The sequence below is a fragment of the Posidoniimonas polymericola genome (genome assembly GCF_007859935.1).
Classification (GTDB): Bacteria; Planctomycetota; Planctomycetia; order Pirellulales; family Lacipirellulaceae; genus Posidoniimonas; species Posidoniimonas polymericola.
On sequence record NZ_SJPO01000001.1, the window covers coordinates 551,630 to 569,511 of the forward strand.

Sequence of the window (17,882 nt, forward strand, 5' to 3'; positions counted from 1 at the left end):
ACAGCGCCTGTTCGCTCGTCGGCAACTCGGGGTCCGATGGCCCCTGACCGCCGGTCGGCAACTCTGGCTGTGACGGCGTGGGCGCCGGTGCGCTGGGGGGTGGGTCGGATGGACCCTGGGGGACGCCCGGCGGGTCGCCGGGGGCGGGGGCGCCCGGGTGCGGGCTTGGCGGTGGTGTGATTTCTGGTCGGGGGGCCATAGCTAGATCCTGAAGTGATGAAAGAGAAGAAGCCGCCGCGGCCGAGCCGCGACGGCTTCCTCAACGAGGGACTTAGCGGGATAGACTACCGCTGGTTGTTGGGATTCACGTTGCGGTTCACGGCGCCGGTCGCGTTGGACCGACGGTCGTTCATCCGGCGATCGTCCTGGTGCTTCACGCCGTAACGCTCGTTCATCTGGCGGGTGAACTGCGGGTCGGTCGCGCTGGGCCAGTGGTCCTCGTCAAAGCCCTCGGCGCCTTCCAGCTTCTCCTGCGTGACGTCGAGGACGAGCACGTAGTCGTTCGGGTCGTTGGCGTCGTCCGGGTCGGGAGTCACCTTGAAGGCCTGGTAGGGCACGGCGAACATTTTGTTGCCCATCCCCAGGAAGCCGCCGTAGGTCACCGCGACGTACTGGATCTTGCCGGTGCGGGCGTCGAGGACGATGTCGCTCACCTCGCCGACATTTTCTTCGGCCGGGTTCTCGATCGCCTTGCCAATCAGAGAACTGGCGCGGACCGTGTGTCCGCTAGAGCTCTGGTCCAGCTTGCTGGCGTCGGCGCCGTAGTTGGCGGTGCGCTGCTGAGCCGCATGCTGCTGGCCGGACTGATGCTGGCGTGCATCCTGCTGGGCCTGCGTCTGAGCATTAGCGCTGGTCGCGCAGAGTGCGACGCCAAGCACCGTCGCCAGAATTCCCGTGGTCCACTTTTTGATAGTCATCTTTTCCACCCTTTTGTGAGTTGCGTTGTTAATCTCGTGCCGCAGTTGTCTGCCTCTAGCAGCTGCAGCTTCGCTCGAAGTGCGAAACCTGCTCCTCGGCCTCTTCGCGTGCGATGCCGTACTTCTCCTGGACTTTGCCGACCAGCTGCTCACGCTTGCCGTCAACGACGTCGAGGTCGTCGTCGGTGAGCTTGCCCCACTTCTGCTGGGCCTGGCCCTTAGCCTGTTTCCACTTGCCTTCGATCTGATCCCAATTCATGTCTATGTCTCCTTGGTCAGGGTTCCTGTTGCTCGCACCACTGAGGTGCGTTGGGGTATCACTTAGGCAAAGGGTGTGCCACGGCGCGGTTGGTTGTTGGTTGGACCAAGCGGGGCCTCTCAGCCGGTACGAAGTGACCGCCCGCCGGGCAGCCTGGACGCGCCGGCGTCGGCGGCATTAGCAGTGGCGATACGGGGGTGAACGCGATTCGAGCGGTAGCTGGGTCGCCCGCGTCCGGCGTGACCCGTCGCCTTGCAGGGCGCCAGAGGTTCGTGCTGTGCGAGTCGTTCGGGATATCCGCCTGCCTGTTAGGCTGGGTAGGAAAACCGCGGTGGAACAGTTGCACTGGGGGGTGGGTGAACGCCGAATCTGCTATCCTGGTAGCGTTTATCGCTGAGGCAATCCTTACCGCCCCGACCGACCGCCCACTGTGAATATCCTCTTCGCGACCACCGAAGCCGCCCCGTTCTGCAAGACCGGAGGCCTAGGAGATGTATGCGGCGCGCTGCCGATCGAGCTCGAGAAGCTCGGCGACCGCCCCGTGGTAATCATGCCCGCCTTCCGCCAGGCGCTCGAATCGGGCCAGCCGATCGAGAGCACCGGCGTGCGGTTCGAGGCCCCGATCGGCCGCAAGCTGGTCGCCGGCGAGCTGCTGCGAAGCACGCTGCCCGGTTCGGGAGTGCCGGTCTACCTGATCAAGCAAGACGAGTACTTCGACCGGACCGAGCTGTACGGGGAGCACGGCGCTGACTACGGCGACAACTGCGAGCGGTTTGTGTTCTTCGCCCGGGCGGTGCTCGAGTCGATCCGCGCCCTCGACCTAGAGGTCGACGTGCTGCACTGCCACGACTGGCAGGCAGGGCTGCTGCCGGTTTACCTGAAGACCATCTACGCCGACCGCACCCGCTACCGCGACATCGCCACGCTGTACACGATCCACAACCTGGCCTACCAGGGGAGCTTCTGGCACTGGGACATGGAGCTGACCGGCGTCGGCTGGGAGTACTTTACGCCGCAGCACATGGAGTTCTACGGCCGGCTGAACTTCATGAAGAGCGCGCTGATGTTCGCCGACGTGCTCACCACGGTGAGCCCGCGCTACGCGATGGAGATCCAGAGCCAGCCCGCCAGCTGCGGGCTGGAGGGCGTGCTGCGGCACCGCAGCGACCAATTGTTCGGCGTGCTCAACGGAGTCGACTACACCGTCTGGAACCCGGAGACCGACCCGCACATCGCCGCCAACTACGGCCCCGAGAACTTCCAGCACGGCAAGGCGGTCTGCAAGGCCGCGCTGCAGCGCGAGTTGGGCCTGCCCGAGCGTTCCGGCATCCCGCTGATCGCCACCGTCGGCCGCCTTGCTGAGCAGAAGGGGTTCGACCTCATCGCCGAGGTGCTGCCCCGCTGGGCCCAGCAGATCGACGTCCAGTGGGTGCTCCTTGGGACCGGCGAGCAACGCTACCACGAGCTGCTCGCCCGGCTGCAGGCCGAGTTCCCGGAGCGGGTCGCTGTGCGGCTCGGGTTCAGCAACGAGCTGGCCCACCGCATCGAGGCCGGAGCCGACCTGTTCCTGATGCCCAGCCGCTACGAGCCGTGCGGCCTGAACCAGTTGTACAGCCTCAAGTACGGCGCCGTGCCGGTGGTTCGCGAGACCGGCGGGCTGGCCGACACTATCACCAACTGCACCGACGCCACCCTCGCGGGCGGCACGGCCAACGGCTTCAGCTTCGGCGACCCTAACGCCCACGCGCTGTCCGACGCCATCGACCGCGGTTGCCGCGCGTACCAGGATCAGGGCTTGTGGGACAACTTGGTGCGGACCGGCATGCAGCAGGACTGGAGCTGGGGCCGCAGCGCCCGCCGGTACGACGAACTGTACCGCCTGGCGATTTCTCAGGTTCGTGAGCCCGCGACGATGGGGTAGGATCGAGGACGTCCCCGCCAACCCCCGCCCGGCCGTTCCCTGCCTGCTTGATGAACGAACTCCGCCGCGATCCGCTCACCGGCCGCACCGTCCTGTTCGCCAGCGGCCGGGCCGGTCGGCCGAACGACTTTGACCAACGCCGGGCCGCACCGCCCGAGCAGTCATCCAACGGCTGCCCGTTTTGTGCCGGCCACGAGTCGCAAACTCCGCCTGCCCTGGCCGAGCGGTTGGGGCCCGACGGCAATTGGACCCAGCGGGTGGTGCCGAACAAGTACCCGATCTGTGGTCGCCGCGACTCGGACGTCTGCGCCGGCGCCCATGAGGTCTTGATCGAGAGCCCGCGGCACATCCAGACCACGTCCGAACTCGGGCAGGAAGGGTTAACCGGCGTGCTCGGTGTCTACGGCGAGCGCCTTTCTTTCTGGCGTGCCGACGGGCGATTCCCCTGCCGGATGGCGTTCAAGAACTTCGGCGCGTCGGCCGGAGCGTCGCTCGCTCACCTGCACAGCCAGCTGGTGGCGCTGCCGCTGCTCTCCAACCAGCAGGCAATCGAGGCCGCCCTAATCGCCCAGCACACCGCGCCCGCCGAAGCCTGGCGGCAGTGGCAGGAAGAGGAGCTGTCCGACGCTCGGCGGATCGTCGCCGAGGGACCCGGCTTGGTCGCCTTCTGTCCAACGGCTAGCCGTGCCGCGGGCGAGCTGTGGTTGATGCCAACCGAGCCGACGCCGTTCATCGAGGGGACGCTCGCCGATAACGCCGACGAACTGGCGGCGTTGCTCTACCCGCTGCTGGCGAGGCTCGAGGAGCAGATCCTGCCGGCCGGCTACAACCTGATCGTCTCCACAGCTCCGACCGAGGGAGTTCTCCAGGACGCCTTCTGCTGGCGGATAGAGGTCGTGCCGCGGGTGGCTGCGCTCGCCGGGTTCGAGCTAAGCTCGGGCATGTACATCAACACGCTGCCACCGGAAGAAGCCGCCGCAAGGTACCGCGGCTAAATCCTCGTCTTACGCGGCGCCCCTACTTCCGCCCCCTTTGGCGTCCGCGAGCAAGGTAGGCAGGTCCGCTCTCCGCAGGTGCTCAACATCAGTGGTCGTCAGCGAATCTGCTACGACCCAACTGTCTGGCATCCGGGTCGGTCTGAATCTGCAAACTCACCCGGATCGGGCCAAACGCCGTGGGCCGGAGGGTCGATGGTAGTGACTGCGGCTCTCGGGTGTACTTTGCCGATTGGCGAAGCTGGAGGCCGCGAAATCCGGTGAGTTTATCGCCTTATCCGTTCACAACGCATGGACGGATTGCCCGCGGTCGCATTAGGATTGTGGACGTGCCGGGCGGCGAAACGAGAGTGGTTGGGCAGTCGCTGCGGATTGCCCCGCCTGAACCCTAAAGAAACGCCGCCCCGTCGGCCCCTGATGACTGAGGAACTGGCCCCTATGAGCCCCTTCGTGCGACTCGTGCTGGTGCTGCACAACCACCAGCCCATCGGCAACTTTGATGGCGTCTTCGAGCAGACGTACCAGGACAGCTACCTGCCGTTCCTGGACGTCTACGAGCGGTACGAGGGGCTGCCGATATCGCTGCACACCAGCGGCTCGTTGATCGAGTGGCTGGCCGTGCACCACCCCGAGTACCTGGACCGCGTCGCGAACCTGGTTGAGCAGGGCCGCATCGAGGTGATCGGCGGTCCGTTCATGGAGCCGATCCTGACGATGATCCCCGGCCGGGACCGCGTCGGCCAGATCCGCGCCTACAGCCAGTACCTGCACGACCGCCTGGGCGCGACCGTCCGCGGCATGTGGATGCCCGAGCGTGTCTGGGAGCAGACCCTGACCGCCGACATCGCCGAGGCCGGCATCCAGTACACCGTGCTGGACGACTACCACTTCCGCAACGCCGGCTGGACCCCCGACCAGCTGCACGGCTACTACGTCACCGAGCACGACGGCCGCCTGCTGTCGGTCTTCCCGGGGAGCGAGCGGCTGCGGTACACGATCCCGTTCGCCGAGCCCCAGGCGACCATCGACCACCTCCGCGGCATCGCCGAGCAGCAGCCCGGCTCGATCGTCACCTTCGGCGACGACGGGGAGAAGCTCGGCTCGTGGCCCGACACCAAGCAGCACGTGTACGACAACGGCTGGCTGTGCCGCTTCTTCGAGGCGCTGCTGGCCAACCAGGAGTGGCTTAAGGTCACCACGCCCGGCGAAGCGGTCGACAACGTCGCGCCGCTCGGCAAGCTCTACATCCCCGAGGCGAGCTACCGCGAGATGACCGAGTGGGCCCTGCCCGCCGTGCAGCAGAACGCCTACCACGACACGCAGCACCTGCTGGAGGACGAGGGCCGCTGGGAGCTGATCCAGCCGTTCACCCGCGGCGGCTTCTGGCGGAACTTCAAGGTCCGCTACCCCGAGACCAACGAGATGTACTGCCGCATGCTGCAGGTCAGCAACCGGCTGGCCAAGCTCCGCACGCAGGGCGACGGCGGCGAGCTGCTCGACGCCGCGCAGTACGAGCTGTACCGCGGGCAGTGCAACTGCAGCTACTGGCACGGCGCCTTCGGCGGCTGCTACCTGCCGCACCTGCGGAACGCGGTCTACAAGGCGCTGATCGCGGCCGACAACCTGATGGACCAGCACGAGGGCCGCGGCTGGGAGGGCGACCGCTCGTACTGGGTCGAGGTCGACGCCGACGACTACAACCTCGACGGCCGCAAGGAGATCCGCCTCGCGTCGAACCGGCTCAAGGCGTTCCTCGCGCCGGGCGAGGGGGGCAAGCTTTACGAGCTGGACGTCCGCAGCATCTGCCACAACCTGCTCGCCACGCTCAGCCGCCGCGAGGAGGCCTACCACCGCAAGGTGCTGCTCGGCCCGACCGGCGACCAGGGCGCCGTGGCCAGCATCCACGACCGCGTGGTGTTCAAGCAGGAAGGCCTCGATCAGATGCTGCAGTACGACTCGTACGGCCGCAAGAGCCTGATCGACCACTTCTACGACATCGACGCGTCGCTCGACGCGGTGTCAATGAACGAGGCCCGCGAGCAGGGCGACTTCGTCACCGGCGCGTACGAGTCGAAGCTCCGCCGCAACCCGGACCGGATGCAGGCCCAGATGTGGCGCGACGGCAACGTCGACGGCGCCCCGGTCAAGGTGACCAAGGGCGTGACCCTCGAGGCGGGCGGCTCGGAACTGGAGATCACCTACCTGCTCGAGAACCTGCCGGGCGACCGCCCGCTGCACTTCTCGGTCGAGCTCGGCATGGCCGGCCTCCCCACCGGGGCCGACGACCGCTACTTCGTCGCCGGCGATGGCAATCGGCTCGGCCAGCTCGGCACGAAGCTCGACTTGGCGGACGTCGACTCGCTGAACTTGGTCGACGAGTGGCTCGGCATCGACGTCGGTCTCTCGATGGACCGCCCGACCTCGATCTGGACCTACCCGATCGCCACGGTCAGCCAGTCCGAGGGTGGCTTCGAGATGGTCAACCAGAGCGTGGTGGTGCAGCCGCACTGGATCCTGCAGGCCGACGAGCACGGCCGCTGGAGCGTCACCATGCGGATGAAGATCGACACCACCATGGCCGAGTCCCGCATGCACCAAGCCGCCGAAGCGGCGACCGTGTAGGGCTCATAGCCACAACGAACCGACGAACGCGACGCACGGGGGGCGACCCTGTGCGTCGCGTTTTTTGTGCTGCATCGATTCTTGGTTGTTTCGGAGAGTGCTGCGCAGAAACCTCCGGCGGAAGCCGAAAGGCCTCAGATTGACACTTCTGGCGCCGTCAATTTTCCGGCCCGCGCACACCTACGCACGCCAATGAAGCACGCTAGCCAACAAGGAAAGGGAGATTAGCAGAAGTCTGCTCCCAGTTGGTTCGGGTGCAACGGCTGCCCAGACTCCTGATTTCGTTACAAAGTACGGTCTAAGAAGAGTAGGCGGTGGTGTCTCGTCCTCCGGCCAAGTTGCAGTTAAGACGGTTAGACTGCTGTAGTTCCGAGTGAAAACCCCGTCGATTCCGAAGATAGGACCTTCTTCGAGAGTGAAGTCGAGGACTATCCCTCGGGGCTCTAGGAATCGACTGTTGGGTGGTGTGGCATTGGAGTACCAAATACCGCTGGGGTGTGGGGCAAGCTCCCCGAGCTCGTTTTCTTGCAGTTCGAATGGAAGATGCAGTTCGCTAAACGCCCAGTCGAACACTCCTTCGTAGCCAAAGATTGTGGCTGCGGCGCTGGTGAAAGTCAGCGATTGAATGCTAGCGAGATCGTAGGGCGCCGGTTCTCTGAGCTGTAGGTAAGCCAGCGTCGCTGAGCCATCGTGAGGATCGAACGCGTATGTCCGACCGAGCGCAGTTCTTTGGCCGATGGCGAAAACGCCCAGCAGCAGCGCAAGGCCCGCAATCGCATGGGAGCTGGGCATGAGATTGGAAGCCCGATCGGCGAGTATTGGTAAAATGGCGAGACTGTCCGCAGGTTCTCACATAAGAGCGACCACGGCAACATCACTCTACGATCAGCAGACGCAGAGCTACCACAGCTTGGGTGGTAGCTGGCTCGTATGGCTGACATGGTCAACCTGCAGGCTTCCGCCGGCAGTTGCCGGGTGTATTAGCGCGCTCCTAGTCCAGCAGCCCAGCCCAATCCACCACGCGATCCAGTCCCCCACCCCACGCCGCGGTGGCCAGTAGCGGGACCGTCATCCTGGCAGTGAGCTCGTCGGCGTTCGAGGCGACGCTGGCGTCTTGTTCGGGGCCGGCGCTGTTGAGCACCACGCCGGCGACCCGGCAGCAGTGGCAGCGCGACTCGGCGGCGAGCAGCGTGGCGAGCGTGTCGTGGATCACGCCCAGGCGGTTGGCGGCGACCACGACCATCGGCGCGGCGAGCGCGTCGGCCAGGTCGGCGTTGTAGAAGTCGCCCTCGGAGAGCGGCGAGAGCAGGCCGCCTGCCCCCTCAACCAGCAGCACGTCGCAGTACGGCCGCCACGCGTCGGCGCCGGCGACTAGTTGGTCCGGCGTGAACGACTTGCCCTCCGCCCGCGCCGCCACATGCGGCGCCACCGCGGCCGTGTACCGCAGCGGGCAGACCAGCTCGGGCGTCTGGGGCCGGCCGGCGGCCTCCCACAGCAGCTCGGCGTCCTCGCTGCGGCCGTTCTCGCACCCGCTGGCGACCGGCTTGTAAACGCCAACCCGGACGCCCGACTCGCGAAGCTGCTTGGCAATCAGCGCCGCGACATAGGTCTTGCCAATCTCGGTGCCGACGCCAGTGATGAAGAGGGTTTTCATAGGGGCAGCGTTCGTGCGAAGTCGTTTCGCGTGACGGTAGGCAATTGCGGATTGCAGATTGAGGATCGCGGATTGCTAGTGAGGCCGGCGGTGCGCGATTGAATCCGCAGTCCGAAATCCCCGATCCACAATCGCTTCACACGCCAAGGAACTCTTCGGCGGCGTCCATCAGCACGTCTTCGGGCGGTTCGACGCCGGTCCACAGGCGGATGGCTTCGGCGATCTCGCGGGTCAGGATCTCGACGCCGGTCACGACCTTCGCGCCGCGGTCGGCGGCGGCGTGCAGCAGCGGGCTGAGGCCGGCGCGGACCCGCGCGTCGGCGACTACCATGTCGCCTCGCAGCGATCCGGCCAAGGCCTCGGCGGTGAGCGGGTCGCGTTCCTTGGCCCAGCACGACGCGCACATGATGAGGTTGACCTCGGCCGGCAGGTCGATGTACTGCTCGTCGGCGTCGATCGACTCGATCGGGTGGTCGGGGTAGGCGGCCCGCAGTCGGTTGATGAGTGGCTCGCCCTCCTCGTGGCCAAAGTCCACCACGCGGAGCGACGCGGCGCCGTGCTGCAGCAGGGCGAAGGCGGTCGCGAGGCCGCGGCCCTCCAGCCCCAGCACCGCCGCGTGACGGCCCGCGATCGGGTGGCTGCGGACGATGCAGGCCGCGACGCTCTCGCCGGCCAGGTCGTCGCCGATCAGGCGGTCTTCGCGCCGCAGCAGGATCGAGACCGAGCGGGTCTGATCGGCCCGGTCGGTGTGCTTGCTGATGTGCTCCCAGCTCAGCCGCTGCAGCGAGGGGAGCAGCAGCATGCCGCTGAAGCCGAGCGCCGCAGCGCCCCGCAACGCGTCGACCAGCTTCGACTCGTTGACCTCAAACGTCAGGAACCGCCAGTCGATGCCGGCCGCCGCGAACGCCTGCTCGACCATGAAGTGGGTCGGGTTACCGGTGACCGACTGGCCGATCAGGCAGCACTTCTCTAGCAGCGAAGTTTGGGACACGGGCGGCGGGCTCGGAGCCGGGGTGCGGGGAGTGGTAGGTGCGCGACCAAGCATTATGATCCCACATGCGGCCGGCACCACAAGGCCTGCGGTGTCGCGGTTTGGTGGCCAGTCGCTAGCTGCCGCCGCCAGGATGCCGCAAAAGGCGAAACCGAAAGGGGAGAGCCCGCGTGCGCGGTCGCCGGATTTCCCCGGCCGGCATTCTACGTTCCCCCTCGCAGCCCCCGTCGCAGCCCCCGTCGAATATTGCCCCCTTGGCGGGTAAACTAAGGGGCCTATGGACCCCCAGACGCCACGCCACAAATCGCTCGCCGGTCAGACGGTTACGGTCGACCTCGACCGCCGCCGCCGCTGCGGTTTTCCAGAGGTGGTGTACGGCGAGGGGAAGACCGTCGAGGCGATCGCGGCGGTGTTTGACGAGCAGCACGCCCGCGGCGAGCCGGCGATGGCGACCCGCGTCTCGCCCGAGCAGGCCGAGGCCCTGCTGCCGCTGCTGTCTGGGGCAACCTACAACCAGGTCGCCCGCATCCTCCGCCGCGAGTCCCACCCGGGCCGCCCCCGCGTGGGGAAGGTCGCCGTGGTGAGCGCCGGCTCCAGCGACCTGCCAATCGCCGAGGAGGCCCGCGAGACGCTCGACTGGATGGGCGTGGCGGTCACCATGGTGCACGACGTTGGGGTCGCGGGTCCGCATAGGCTGCCGGAGCGGCTCGCCGAGTTCGAGGACGCCGACGCGGTGGTGGTGGTGGCCGGCATGGAGGGCGCGCTGCCGAGCGTCGTGGGTGGCTACCTCGCGTGCCCGGTGGTCGGCGTGCCGACCAGCGTCGGCTACGGCGCCAACTTCCAGGGGCTGTCGGCGTTGTTGTCGATGCTAAACAGCTGCGCGTCGAACGTCACGGTGGTGAATATCGACGCCGGCTTCAAAGGGGGCTACGTGGCGGGCCTGATTGCGACCCGCGCGGCCGCCGGCACGGAGGGGCGCCGCGATGCGTGACCTCTCCCAAGAGCCGCTGCCCGCACTCCCGCCCCGCCGGCCCGAGAGCCACAAGGGCGACTTCGGCCGCGCGATGATCATCGGCGGCTCGCGCGGCATGGCCGGCGCGGTCGCGATGGCGGGCATGGCTTGCCTGCGGAGCGGCGCCGGGCTGGCGACGCTCGGCGTGCCGCGGTGCATTGGCCCGGTGGTGGCCGGCTTCTGCCCCGCGTACATGGTGCGCGAGCTGGTCGACGACGAGCCCGGAACGCTGTACTGGGCCAACCTGTTCGACCTGGTCCCGGTCGAGCACAACTACACTGTTTGGGCGCTCGGCCCCGGGCTGGGCGAGCCCGACGCGACCGCCGAGCTCTCTGGCCGGATGAACCGCGAGTGGACCGCGCCGCTGGTCATCGACGCCGACGGGCTCAACGGCGTCGCGCTGTACGAGGCGCGTTACGCCTCGGCCCCGCTCACGCCGCCGGGCCCCCGCGTCTACACGCCGCACCCGGGCGAGTTCGCCCGCCTGGCGGGGGACGACGCCCTGGCCGAGCAGGCCACCGGCGACGACGACGCCCGTGTCGCCGCCGCCGCGGCCCTGGCCGCCCGCGACGAGGGCGGCAACACCGTGGTGGTGCTCAAGGGCCACCGCACCGTGGTGACCGACGGCGCCCGGTTCTCGATCAACGCGACCGGCAACCCCGGCATGGCGACCGGCGGCAGCGGCGACGTGCTGACCGGCGTGATCACGGCGCTGATCGCCCAGGGGCTGTCGGCGTTCGACGCGGCCCGGCTCGGCGTGCACCTGCACGGCCTGGCGGGCGACATCGCCCGCGAGCGGACGGGCGCGGTCTCGCTGATCGCCACCGACCTGATCGACGCGCTCCCCACAGCGTTTCAGAACCCCAACCCCGACTCCTAGACCGCGGCAGGAACCCAGGTGGAAGTGATCCGGCATCTCGACGACCTGCCCGACCAGGCGCGTGGCGGCGCTGTGTCGATAGGCAACTTCGACGGGGTGCACCGCGGTCACGCGGCGTTGATCGCCAGGCTGGTCGCCAGCGCGAAGCAGGTCGGCGGCCCCGCGGTGGTGTTTACGTTCGACCCACACCCGGTCCGCATCCTGCGGCCGCAGCACTGCCCCCCGCCGCTGACCTGGACGCACCGCAAGGCGGAGCTGCTGTCGCGGCTGGGGGTCGACTACGTGGTCGCCTACCCCACGGACGAGGCCCTGCTGCGGCTCTCGGCCCGCGAGTTCTTCGACCGCGTGGTGGTCGAGTCGCTCGGCGCCAGGGCGATGGTCGAGGGCCCCAACTTCAATTTCGGCCACAACCGCGAGGGCGACGCCCAGGCGCTCCGCAGCCTGACCGCCGACGCGGGCGTCGCGCTCGAGATTGCCGAGCCGGTCGAGATCGACGGCCAGATGGTGTCGAGCTCGCGGATCCGCCGGTTGATTCAGGAGGAGGGCGCGGTCGGCCAGGCCCGACAGCTGCTCACCGCGCCGTACCGGCTGCGGGGCATTGTGACCCACGGCGCGGGCCGCGGCGCCAAGCTCGGTTTCCCCACCGCCAACGTCGAGGGGATCGACACCCTGATGCCGGCGCACGGCGTCTACTGCGGGCTGGCCAACATCGGCCGCGAGCGGCTGCCGGCCGCCATCAACCTCGGCCCCAACCCGACCTTCCAGGACATGTCCGCCAAGGTCGAGGTCCACGTGATCGACTACGACAAGACGCTGTACGGCCGCCCCCTGGAGGTCGACTTCATCGACCGGCTGCGGGACGTCCGATCGTTTAATTCGCCCGAAGAACTCATCGAGCAGGTCCGCCGCGACGTGCTCGAGGCCGACGAGACCGCCCGCTGCTTCCTGCTGGGCGACTGCTAGCCACTCCCTGTTCAAGAGTCTTACGCCGAAAGCCCCACCCGCATGTCTATCGACTGGAAACCGTTTGTGCCGCTCGTCCAGCAGGCGAGGTCGTTTGTGCTGACCAGCCACATGCGGCCCGACTGCGACGCGCTCGGCAGCGAGCTCGGCATGGCCGCCGCCCTCGTGGCGCTCGGCAAGACGGTGCGGATCGTCAACGGCGACTCGGTGCCCAGCCACATCAGCTTCATCGACCGCCGCGGCCAGGTCGAGGTGATCGGCTCGGGCGTCACCGACGCCGAGGTCCACATGGCGGACGTGCACATGGTGCTCGACACCAGCGCGTGGGGACAGCTCGGCCCGATGGCCGACGTGATCCGCAGCTCGCCGGCCAGGAAGGTCGTGATCGACCACCACGTCAGCGGCGACGACCTCGGCGCCATGACCTTCAAGGACACGACCTCCGAGTCCAACGGCCGGCTGGTGCTGCAGGCGGTCGAGGCGCTCGGCGTGAAGCTCACGCCCGACATCGCCAAGCCGCTGTTCTACGCCATGGCGACCGACACCGGCTGGTTCCGGTTCTCGTCGGTCACCAAGGAGACCTTCGTCGCGGCGGCCAAGCTGGTGGCGGCGGGGGCCTCGCCGCACGAGTCGTTCGGCGCGCTGTACGACCGCAACACCCTGGCCCGCGTCCGCCTGCACGGTCGGATCATGGACAGCGCCGCCCTGGCGATTGACGGCCGGGTGTCGGTCGCGCGGGCGACCGACGCCGACTTTGCCGCGACCGGCGCCGAGGTCGCCGACACCGAGGACGTCGTGAACCGGGTGCTGAGCATCGCCGGCGTGGAGGTCGCGGCGTTGTTTGTCGACATGGGGGGCGGCGCGATCAAGGTGAGCCTCCGCAGCCGGAGCGACTTCGACGTCCGCCAGATCGCCGAGTTGTTCGGCGGCGGCGGCCACACCAAGGCCGCCGGCGTACGGATCCGCGGCTCCGTGGACGACGCGCAGCAGAGCGTGCTCGAGGCCGTGCGGGTCCAGATGGGCTGAGCTCTGGCGATTCATTATCCTAATCCTAGCAGCTAGCAATGCACCTCCTCGGAATCGGCCTCGCTGCTGCTGTTGGCATGCTGTTCTACCATCAAGAGGTAGAGGCGGACGGGCCGAGCCTGCACGCGGCGCTGGCTGAGCCGCAGCTTGGGGTAGCCTTCCTCGTTTTCTCGTTATTCGGAGCGGCCCTCGCCTACTGGCTCGCGACTGCCAAGGTGGGGGACTTTGGGTTTGCCCGCCACTGGCGGGCGCCCTCGGACACCTACTTGTTTCCGTTGGTGCTGGTGGGATTGCTCTTCTATCAGTTGCTTGGCTTCGCGTTGGGGATGGCGGCTGTTGGCGTTTTTCATGACCGCAGCAGTTTCTGGGCCGCTGGTGGAATGTCGTTGGTTCTTGCCGGGCTGGTGGTCGGCATTCGGCGCCGGCGCCGAATGCCCAAGGGCTGGGGGTGGCCCCTGCCTTGGGGGCTCCGCCAGGAGTGCCGCAATGGCGACTCTGAAGGGCCTGCCGACGACTGAGTCACGCTGGCCGGCAATGTCGTTAAAGTCCCCCCCGGCGGCCGACCGATCGAGGGGGATGGAAGCGTGGCTCTGCGCCGCGCGATTCCTCACCTTATCGCGTGTTCGTTTATGTGGTGCCGCCATTGCAAGCAGGACGTGCCGGCTGTCGCGCCAGCGACCGATGGCGCCGTGCACTGCGCACGCTGCCACGGAACGCTCGATCAGCCCGCCTTTGCCACCGGGGTTAGCGACGCCGGCGTGGGGCTCGATCAGGAGTCCCGCCGGACCGCCGAGCCACAGAAGCTGCTAGCAGGCCTCGACGACGCCTACCGGCTGGACGACATGCGGCGCACCATCCGCGGCGCCCAGCGTCGCGCGGGGAACGCCCCCCGGATGCTCCGCTTCGACCCGCCCGAGCTGTTCGTCGAGCAAGCCAGGGTCGAGCCGCCGGTTGCCGAATCGTCGAAGCAGCGCGTCGACCAGCCGATCCGCGATAGCCACCGCCCCACGCAGTGGGCCGCGTGGGCCCTGGCGCTCGCGGGCGCGATGGGCCTTGGCGCCGGCCTGGGGCTGATGTTCTGGTCGCTCACCGAGGCGCGGCCCGAGCTGTGGGACTGGGGCGTCGGCGCCACGCTGGGCGGGCAGGGGCTGTTGATCATCGGACTGGTGCAGCTCATCGCCGGGTTGTGGAACAGCAGCCGCACCGCCAACAACACGCTGCGGGGCGTGCATCAGGAGCTCCGCCGGCTGGGCCGCACCACCGAGTCGCTGCTCGGAGCCAACTCGTCGACCGCCGCCAACTTTTACGCCGACCTCGCCCGCGGGGCCAGCCCCGAGATGCTGCTGGCGAACCTCAAGGGGCAGGTCGACGCGCTGTCGAGCTACGTCACCCGCGACTGATCGAGCTCACTCGGCGCCCGGTACCGGCGGCGGTTGAACGGGGTCCTCCGCCAGGAACCTCCCGGCGACCCCCGCCCCCTGCGTCAGTTGCATCGCCTTCTGTAGTTGCAACTCGGCCGCGCGTCGCTCGCCGCCGAAGTGCAACAGCACGCCCGCCAGCAGCCGCGCGTCGGCGTCGTTGGGGAACTGCTGCAGGCGTTCCTGCAGCGCCGTGTGGACGTCGGCGAGCCCTTCTTTGCTGTACACGGTGCCGAGGTCGAACCGCGAGTCGGGCCAGTCGGGCTGCTGCTCCAGGCCGCGTTCGAGGGCCTCGACGGCCTCGGCGTAGCGGCCGGTCGCCAGCTCGAGCAGCATCGTGCGGAACGCCAGCTCCGGCAGGTCGGGCGCCTGCTTCTCGGCCTTGCGGTAGCGGTTGCGGGCGTCGAGCAGCCGCCCCTCGCGGAGGTAGCGGTCGCCCAGGTCGATGTACCGCCAGGCGTGCTTCAGCTGGTCTGGGCTGGGGCCGTCGATGACGTCCGGACCCGCCGCCAGGGCCGCGCCGGCGATCCCGCCTGCCGCACGCCGCGGCAGCGCGGCGGCCGGGGCTTCGGCGGGGCGGAGGCCGTAGATCTCTCGGTAGTCGACCACCTGCACCGGGGCGTAGTAGGGGTAGTAGCCGGAGTAGTAACCCGAGTAGTAGCCAGGCGTTGAGTAATAGCCGGGGTAGTACCCGGAGTTCCAGCCGCCCGATCGGCGGTAGTACGATCCCCAGCCGCCGTAGCCGCCGCTGTACGGACCGTAGCCCCCCTGGGGGATGCTGAAGGTCGGCACGTTGGGGTACTTGTGGCTCGGCGTGCCGAGCACCTTGCCGTCCATCACCGCCGGCCGTGTCGGCGAGTCGCCCGGGAACCGTGTGCGCTGCGCATCGGCTGGACCGATGGCGCAGAGGGTGACAGCTCCAATCACGGCGTACAGCACCAAGTTCGTTCGCATCGCGACGTCCTCCCGTGACAAGAAAGCAGCGGCCCTTGCTTCATTGTTCGGATTGCGGACGCACGCGTCAAATTGTTGGCAGTGTTGATCCAGTAGCCGATGGATTACATCCATCGGATTGCCCTTGGAGGGGAGCACGCACCGGAGCCTCCGACGGATGTAATCCGTCGGCTAGGGGGAACCGCTCGCTCCGCTAGACAGCAGAACCGGCGCCCCTCCTGCTACCCGTTGATCCGCTGCTCGATCTCACTCTGCACGTCGTCCAGCTTGACGCGGACCTGCTCCAGGGAGTCTCGGTCGCGGAGCGTGACGGTCTGGTCCTCGAGGGTCTGGCCGTCGACGGTCAGGCAGTACGGCGTGCCGATCTCGTCCTGGCGGCGGTACCGGCGGCCGATGGCCGACTTCTCGTCGTACTCGACCGGCATCTTCTTCTTCAGCGCGCGGTACAGGTCGCGGGCGATCTCGGGCATGCCGTCCTTCTTGACCAGCGGCAGGATGGCGGCCTTGATCGGCGCGAGCCGCGGGTGGAACCGCATCACGGTGCGTGTCTGCATCTTGCCCTTGTCGTCCGGCTGCTGGTCCTCGTGGTAGGCCTCGCAGAGGAAGGCGAGCGTCGCGCGGTCGGCGCCGGCCGACGGCTCGATCACGTGCGGCGTGTACCGCTCGTTGGTCAGGTCGTCGCGGTAGGTGAGGTCCTTGCCGCTGCCGCGGTGCACCGGCTTGCCGTCCTCGCCCTTCTGCACCTCGAGCGGGCAGGAGTTCGGGTCGAGCTTGCCCTCCATGTGGCTCCGCAGGTCGAAGTCGCCGCGGTGGGCGATCCCCTCCAGCTCGCCGTACTCGCCCTCCGGCAGGAACGGGAACGCGTACTCGACGTCGGCCGTGCCGGTCGAGTAGTGAGACAGCTCGTCCGGGTCGTGGTCGCGGAGGATCAGCCGCTCGCCCGCCAGGCCGTGGTCGGTGTACCACTTGAAGCGGCGGTCGCGCCAGTACTGGTACCACTTGGCCGAGTCGTTCGGGTGGCAGAAGAACTCGATCTCCATCTGCTCGAACTCGCGGCTGCGGAACGTGAAGTTCCGCGGCGTGATCTCGTTGCGGAAGCTCTTGCCGATCTGCGCGATGCCCAAGGGCAGCCGCACGCGAGTGCTGTCGAGCACGTTCTTGAAGTTGACGAAGATGCCCTGCGCGGTCTCGGGGCGGAGGTACGCGGCGTCCTTCTCCGAGCCCATCGCGCCGACGATGGTCTTGAACATTAGGTTGAAGTCACGCGGCTCGGTCAGCGTGCCGACCTCCTTGGCGTCCGGTCCGTAGGCCGACGCCAGCTCCTCCATCGACAGCTTGTCGAGCGAGACGATCGGCCCGTCCCACTTCACCTGGTCGGCGTCTTTGTTGCGGAGATTGAAGCATTTCAGCCCCCGCTTGGCGATGTCGTCCTCGACCTCCTCGGCCACCGAGGTGACGAACACCCGCTTGTCCTTGGCCTCGGCCCAGCGGCCCTGCACCTGGTCGTAGCGGTAACGCTTCTTAGTCTCTCGGCAGTCGACCATCTGGTCGCAGAACAGGTCGTAGTGCCCCGACACCTTCCACACCTGCGGGTGCATGATGATCGTGCAGTCGAGGCCGACCATCTCGAAGGTGCTGGGCGCTCCCTCGTGCTGGGTGAGCTCGTCGTGGCCGCTGACCATGTCCTGCCACCACGCCTCTTTGACGTTCCGCTTCAGCTCGACGCCCAGCGGGCCGTAGTCCCAGAAGCCGTTCAGGCCCCCGTAGATCTCGCTCGACTGAAACAGGAACCCCCGCCGGCGGCAGAGGGAGACCAGCTTTTCCATTTCCATGGTCGTGACGCTTGGTTGACTAGGCGATTGTTGATGGGCGATTGCGGTGAAGTGCGTCCCCCCATCGGGTGGATGGGAACCCTAGATTCTAGTTGCCACGCCCGGCAAGCGCCTACGGCGGCTCGGATTCCTGCCGGCCGGGACCCCGAGTAGCGGTCGGTTTTGTCCGAAAAAACGATCGGAGGGGACAAAACCCCAGCCGAGTCTTCCTCCTGGCGCTCGTTTCACACTGGCATAGCAGGTTTTGTCGCGTCCGGCGGCGAGCCCGCCGACGGGGTTTTGTCTGCCAGGTTTTGTGCGCTGCGTAGACGCACCTGACGTGCTCCGACGCCCGGCCGTGGGGCCCAGATACAGTTCCCGGCCCAGTCCCTCATTATCTCGCGCTGCGCGGCTTTTTGCAGCAACCATCCGGCAGGCAAGAGGTGTGATCCGCGCAGC

At 67.6% G+C, this 17,882-nt stretch carries 15 protein-coding genes; 9 read left to right on the forward strand and 6 right to left on the reverse strand.

The window, feature by feature from the left end; translation table 11 throughout:
- Positions 1-284 precede the first annotated feature (284 nt).
- Entirely contained in the window at positions 285-917 is a 633-nt protein-coding gene (locus tag Pla123a_RS02265; RefSeq protein WP_146583900.1) for a PRC-barrel domain-containing protein, read from the reverse strand.
- A 55-nt stretch (positions 918-972) separates the two neighbouring features.
- Positions 973-1,176, reverse strand: coding sequence for a CsbD family protein (locus Pla123a_RS02270; protein ID WP_146583901.1), 204 nt, complete (start codon positions 1,174-1,176; stop codon positions 973-975).
- Positions 1,177-1,606: 430 nt separating this feature from the next.
- Here Pla123a_RS02270 and glgA point away from each other — a divergent pair, with 430 nt between their 5' ends.
- The 3 genes from glgA (at position 1,607) to Pla123a_RS02285 (ending at position 6,714) form a co-directional block, all read left to right on the forward strand.
- Entirely contained in the window at positions 1,607-3,097 is a 1,491-nt protein-coding gene (gene glgA, locus Pla123a_RS02275) for a glycogen synthase GlgA (protein ID WP_146583902.1), read from the forward strand.
- A gap of 50 nt (positions 3,098-3,147) precedes the next feature.
- Positions 3,148-4,092, forward strand: a complete 945-nt coding sequence (locus Pla123a_RS02280) for a galactose-1-phosphate uridylyltransferase (protein ID WP_146583903.1) — start codon at positions 3,148-3,150, stop codon at positions 4,090-4,092.
- Positions 4,093-4,530: 438 nt separating this feature from the next.
- Positions 4,531-6,714: an alpha-amylase/4-alpha-glucanotransferase domain-containing protein gene (locus Pla123a_RS02285; RefSeq protein ID WP_146583904.1), complete on the forward strand. Its 2,184-nt coding sequence runs from the start codon at positions 4,531-4,533 to the stop codon at positions 6,712-6,714.
- Positions 6,715-7,705: 991 nt separating this feature from the next.
- Here Pla123a_RS02285 and bioD read toward each other — a convergent pair.
- On the reverse strand, positions 7,706-8,368 hold the full coding sequence (gene bioD, locus Pla123a_RS02290; protein ID WP_146583905.1) for a dethiobiotin synthase: 663 nt from the start codon (positions 8,366-8,368) through the stop codon (positions 7,706-7,708).
- 136 nt (positions 8,369-8,504) lie between these two features.
- Positions 8,505-9,359, reverse strand: coding sequence for a shikimate dehydrogenase family protein (locus Pla123a_RS02295; RefSeq protein WP_146583906.1), 855 nt, complete (start codon positions 9,357-9,359; stop codon positions 8,505-8,507).
- A 277-nt stretch (positions 9,360-9,636) separates the two neighbouring features.
- On the opposite strand from Pla123a_RS02295, the gene larB reads away from it, so the two are divergent.
- From larB to Pla123a_RS02325, 6 genes are all read left to right on the forward strand, one after another.
- Positions 9,637-10,350 carry a nickel pincer cofactor biosynthesis protein LarB gene (larB, locus tag Pla123a_RS02300; RefSeq protein ID WP_146583907.1) on the forward strand — a complete coding sequence of 238 codons (714 nt, stop codon included), beginning with the start codon at positions 9,637-9,639 and terminating at the stop codon, positions 10,348-10,350.
- Positions 10,343-11,251, forward strand: coding sequence for an NAD(P)H-hydrate dehydratase (locus Pla123a_RS02305; RefSeq protein WP_146583908.1), 909 nt, complete (start codon positions 10,343-10,345; stop codon positions 11,249-11,251). Before larB ends, Pla123a_RS02305 begins: the two co-directional genes overlap by 8 nt.
- Before the next feature lie 18 nt (positions 11,252-11,269).
- Positions 11,270-12,214, forward strand: a complete 945-nt coding sequence (locus Pla123a_RS02310; protein WP_146583909.1) for a bifunctional riboflavin kinase/FAD synthetase — start codon at positions 11,270-11,272, stop codon at positions 12,212-12,214.
- 42 nt (positions 12,215-12,256) lie between these two features.
- Entirely contained in the window at positions 12,257-13,240 is a 984-nt protein-coding gene (locus tag Pla123a_RS02315; RefSeq protein ID WP_146583910.1) for a DHH family phosphoesterase, read from the forward strand.
- Positions 13,241-13,278: 38 nt separating this feature from the next.
- Positions 13,279-13,758, forward strand: coding sequence for a hypothetical protein (locus Pla123a_RS02320; protein WP_146583911.1), 480 nt, complete (start codon positions 13,279-13,281; stop codon positions 13,756-13,758).
- A gap of 111 nt (positions 13,759-13,869) precedes the next feature.
- Positions 13,870-14,640 (forward strand): hypothetical protein, encoded by a 771-nt coding sequence (locus tag Pla123a_RS02325; protein WP_146583912.1) that lies wholly within the window; start codon positions 13,870-13,872, stop codon positions 14,638-14,640.
- A 6-nt stretch (positions 14,641-14,646) separates the two neighbouring features.
- Here Pla123a_RS02325 and Pla123a_RS02330 read toward each other — a convergent pair whose 3' ends face one another.
- Together Pla123a_RS02330 and Pla123a_RS02335 are read right to left on the reverse strand one after the other, a co-directional pair.
- On the reverse strand, positions 14,647-15,612 hold the full coding sequence (locus tag Pla123a_RS02330) for a tetratricopeptide repeat protein (RefSeq protein ID WP_146583913.1): 966 nt from the start codon (positions 15,610-15,612) through the stop codon (positions 14,647-14,649).
- Positions 15,613-15,833: 221 nt separating this feature from the next.
- Positions 15,834-17,438 carry a glycine--tRNA ligase gene (locus Pla123a_RS02335; protein ID WP_146584260.1) on the reverse strand — a complete coding sequence of 535 codons (1,605 nt, stop codon included), beginning with the start codon at positions 17,436-17,438 and terminating at the stop codon, positions 15,834-15,836.
- Positions 17,439-17,882: the final 444 nt, after the last annotated feature.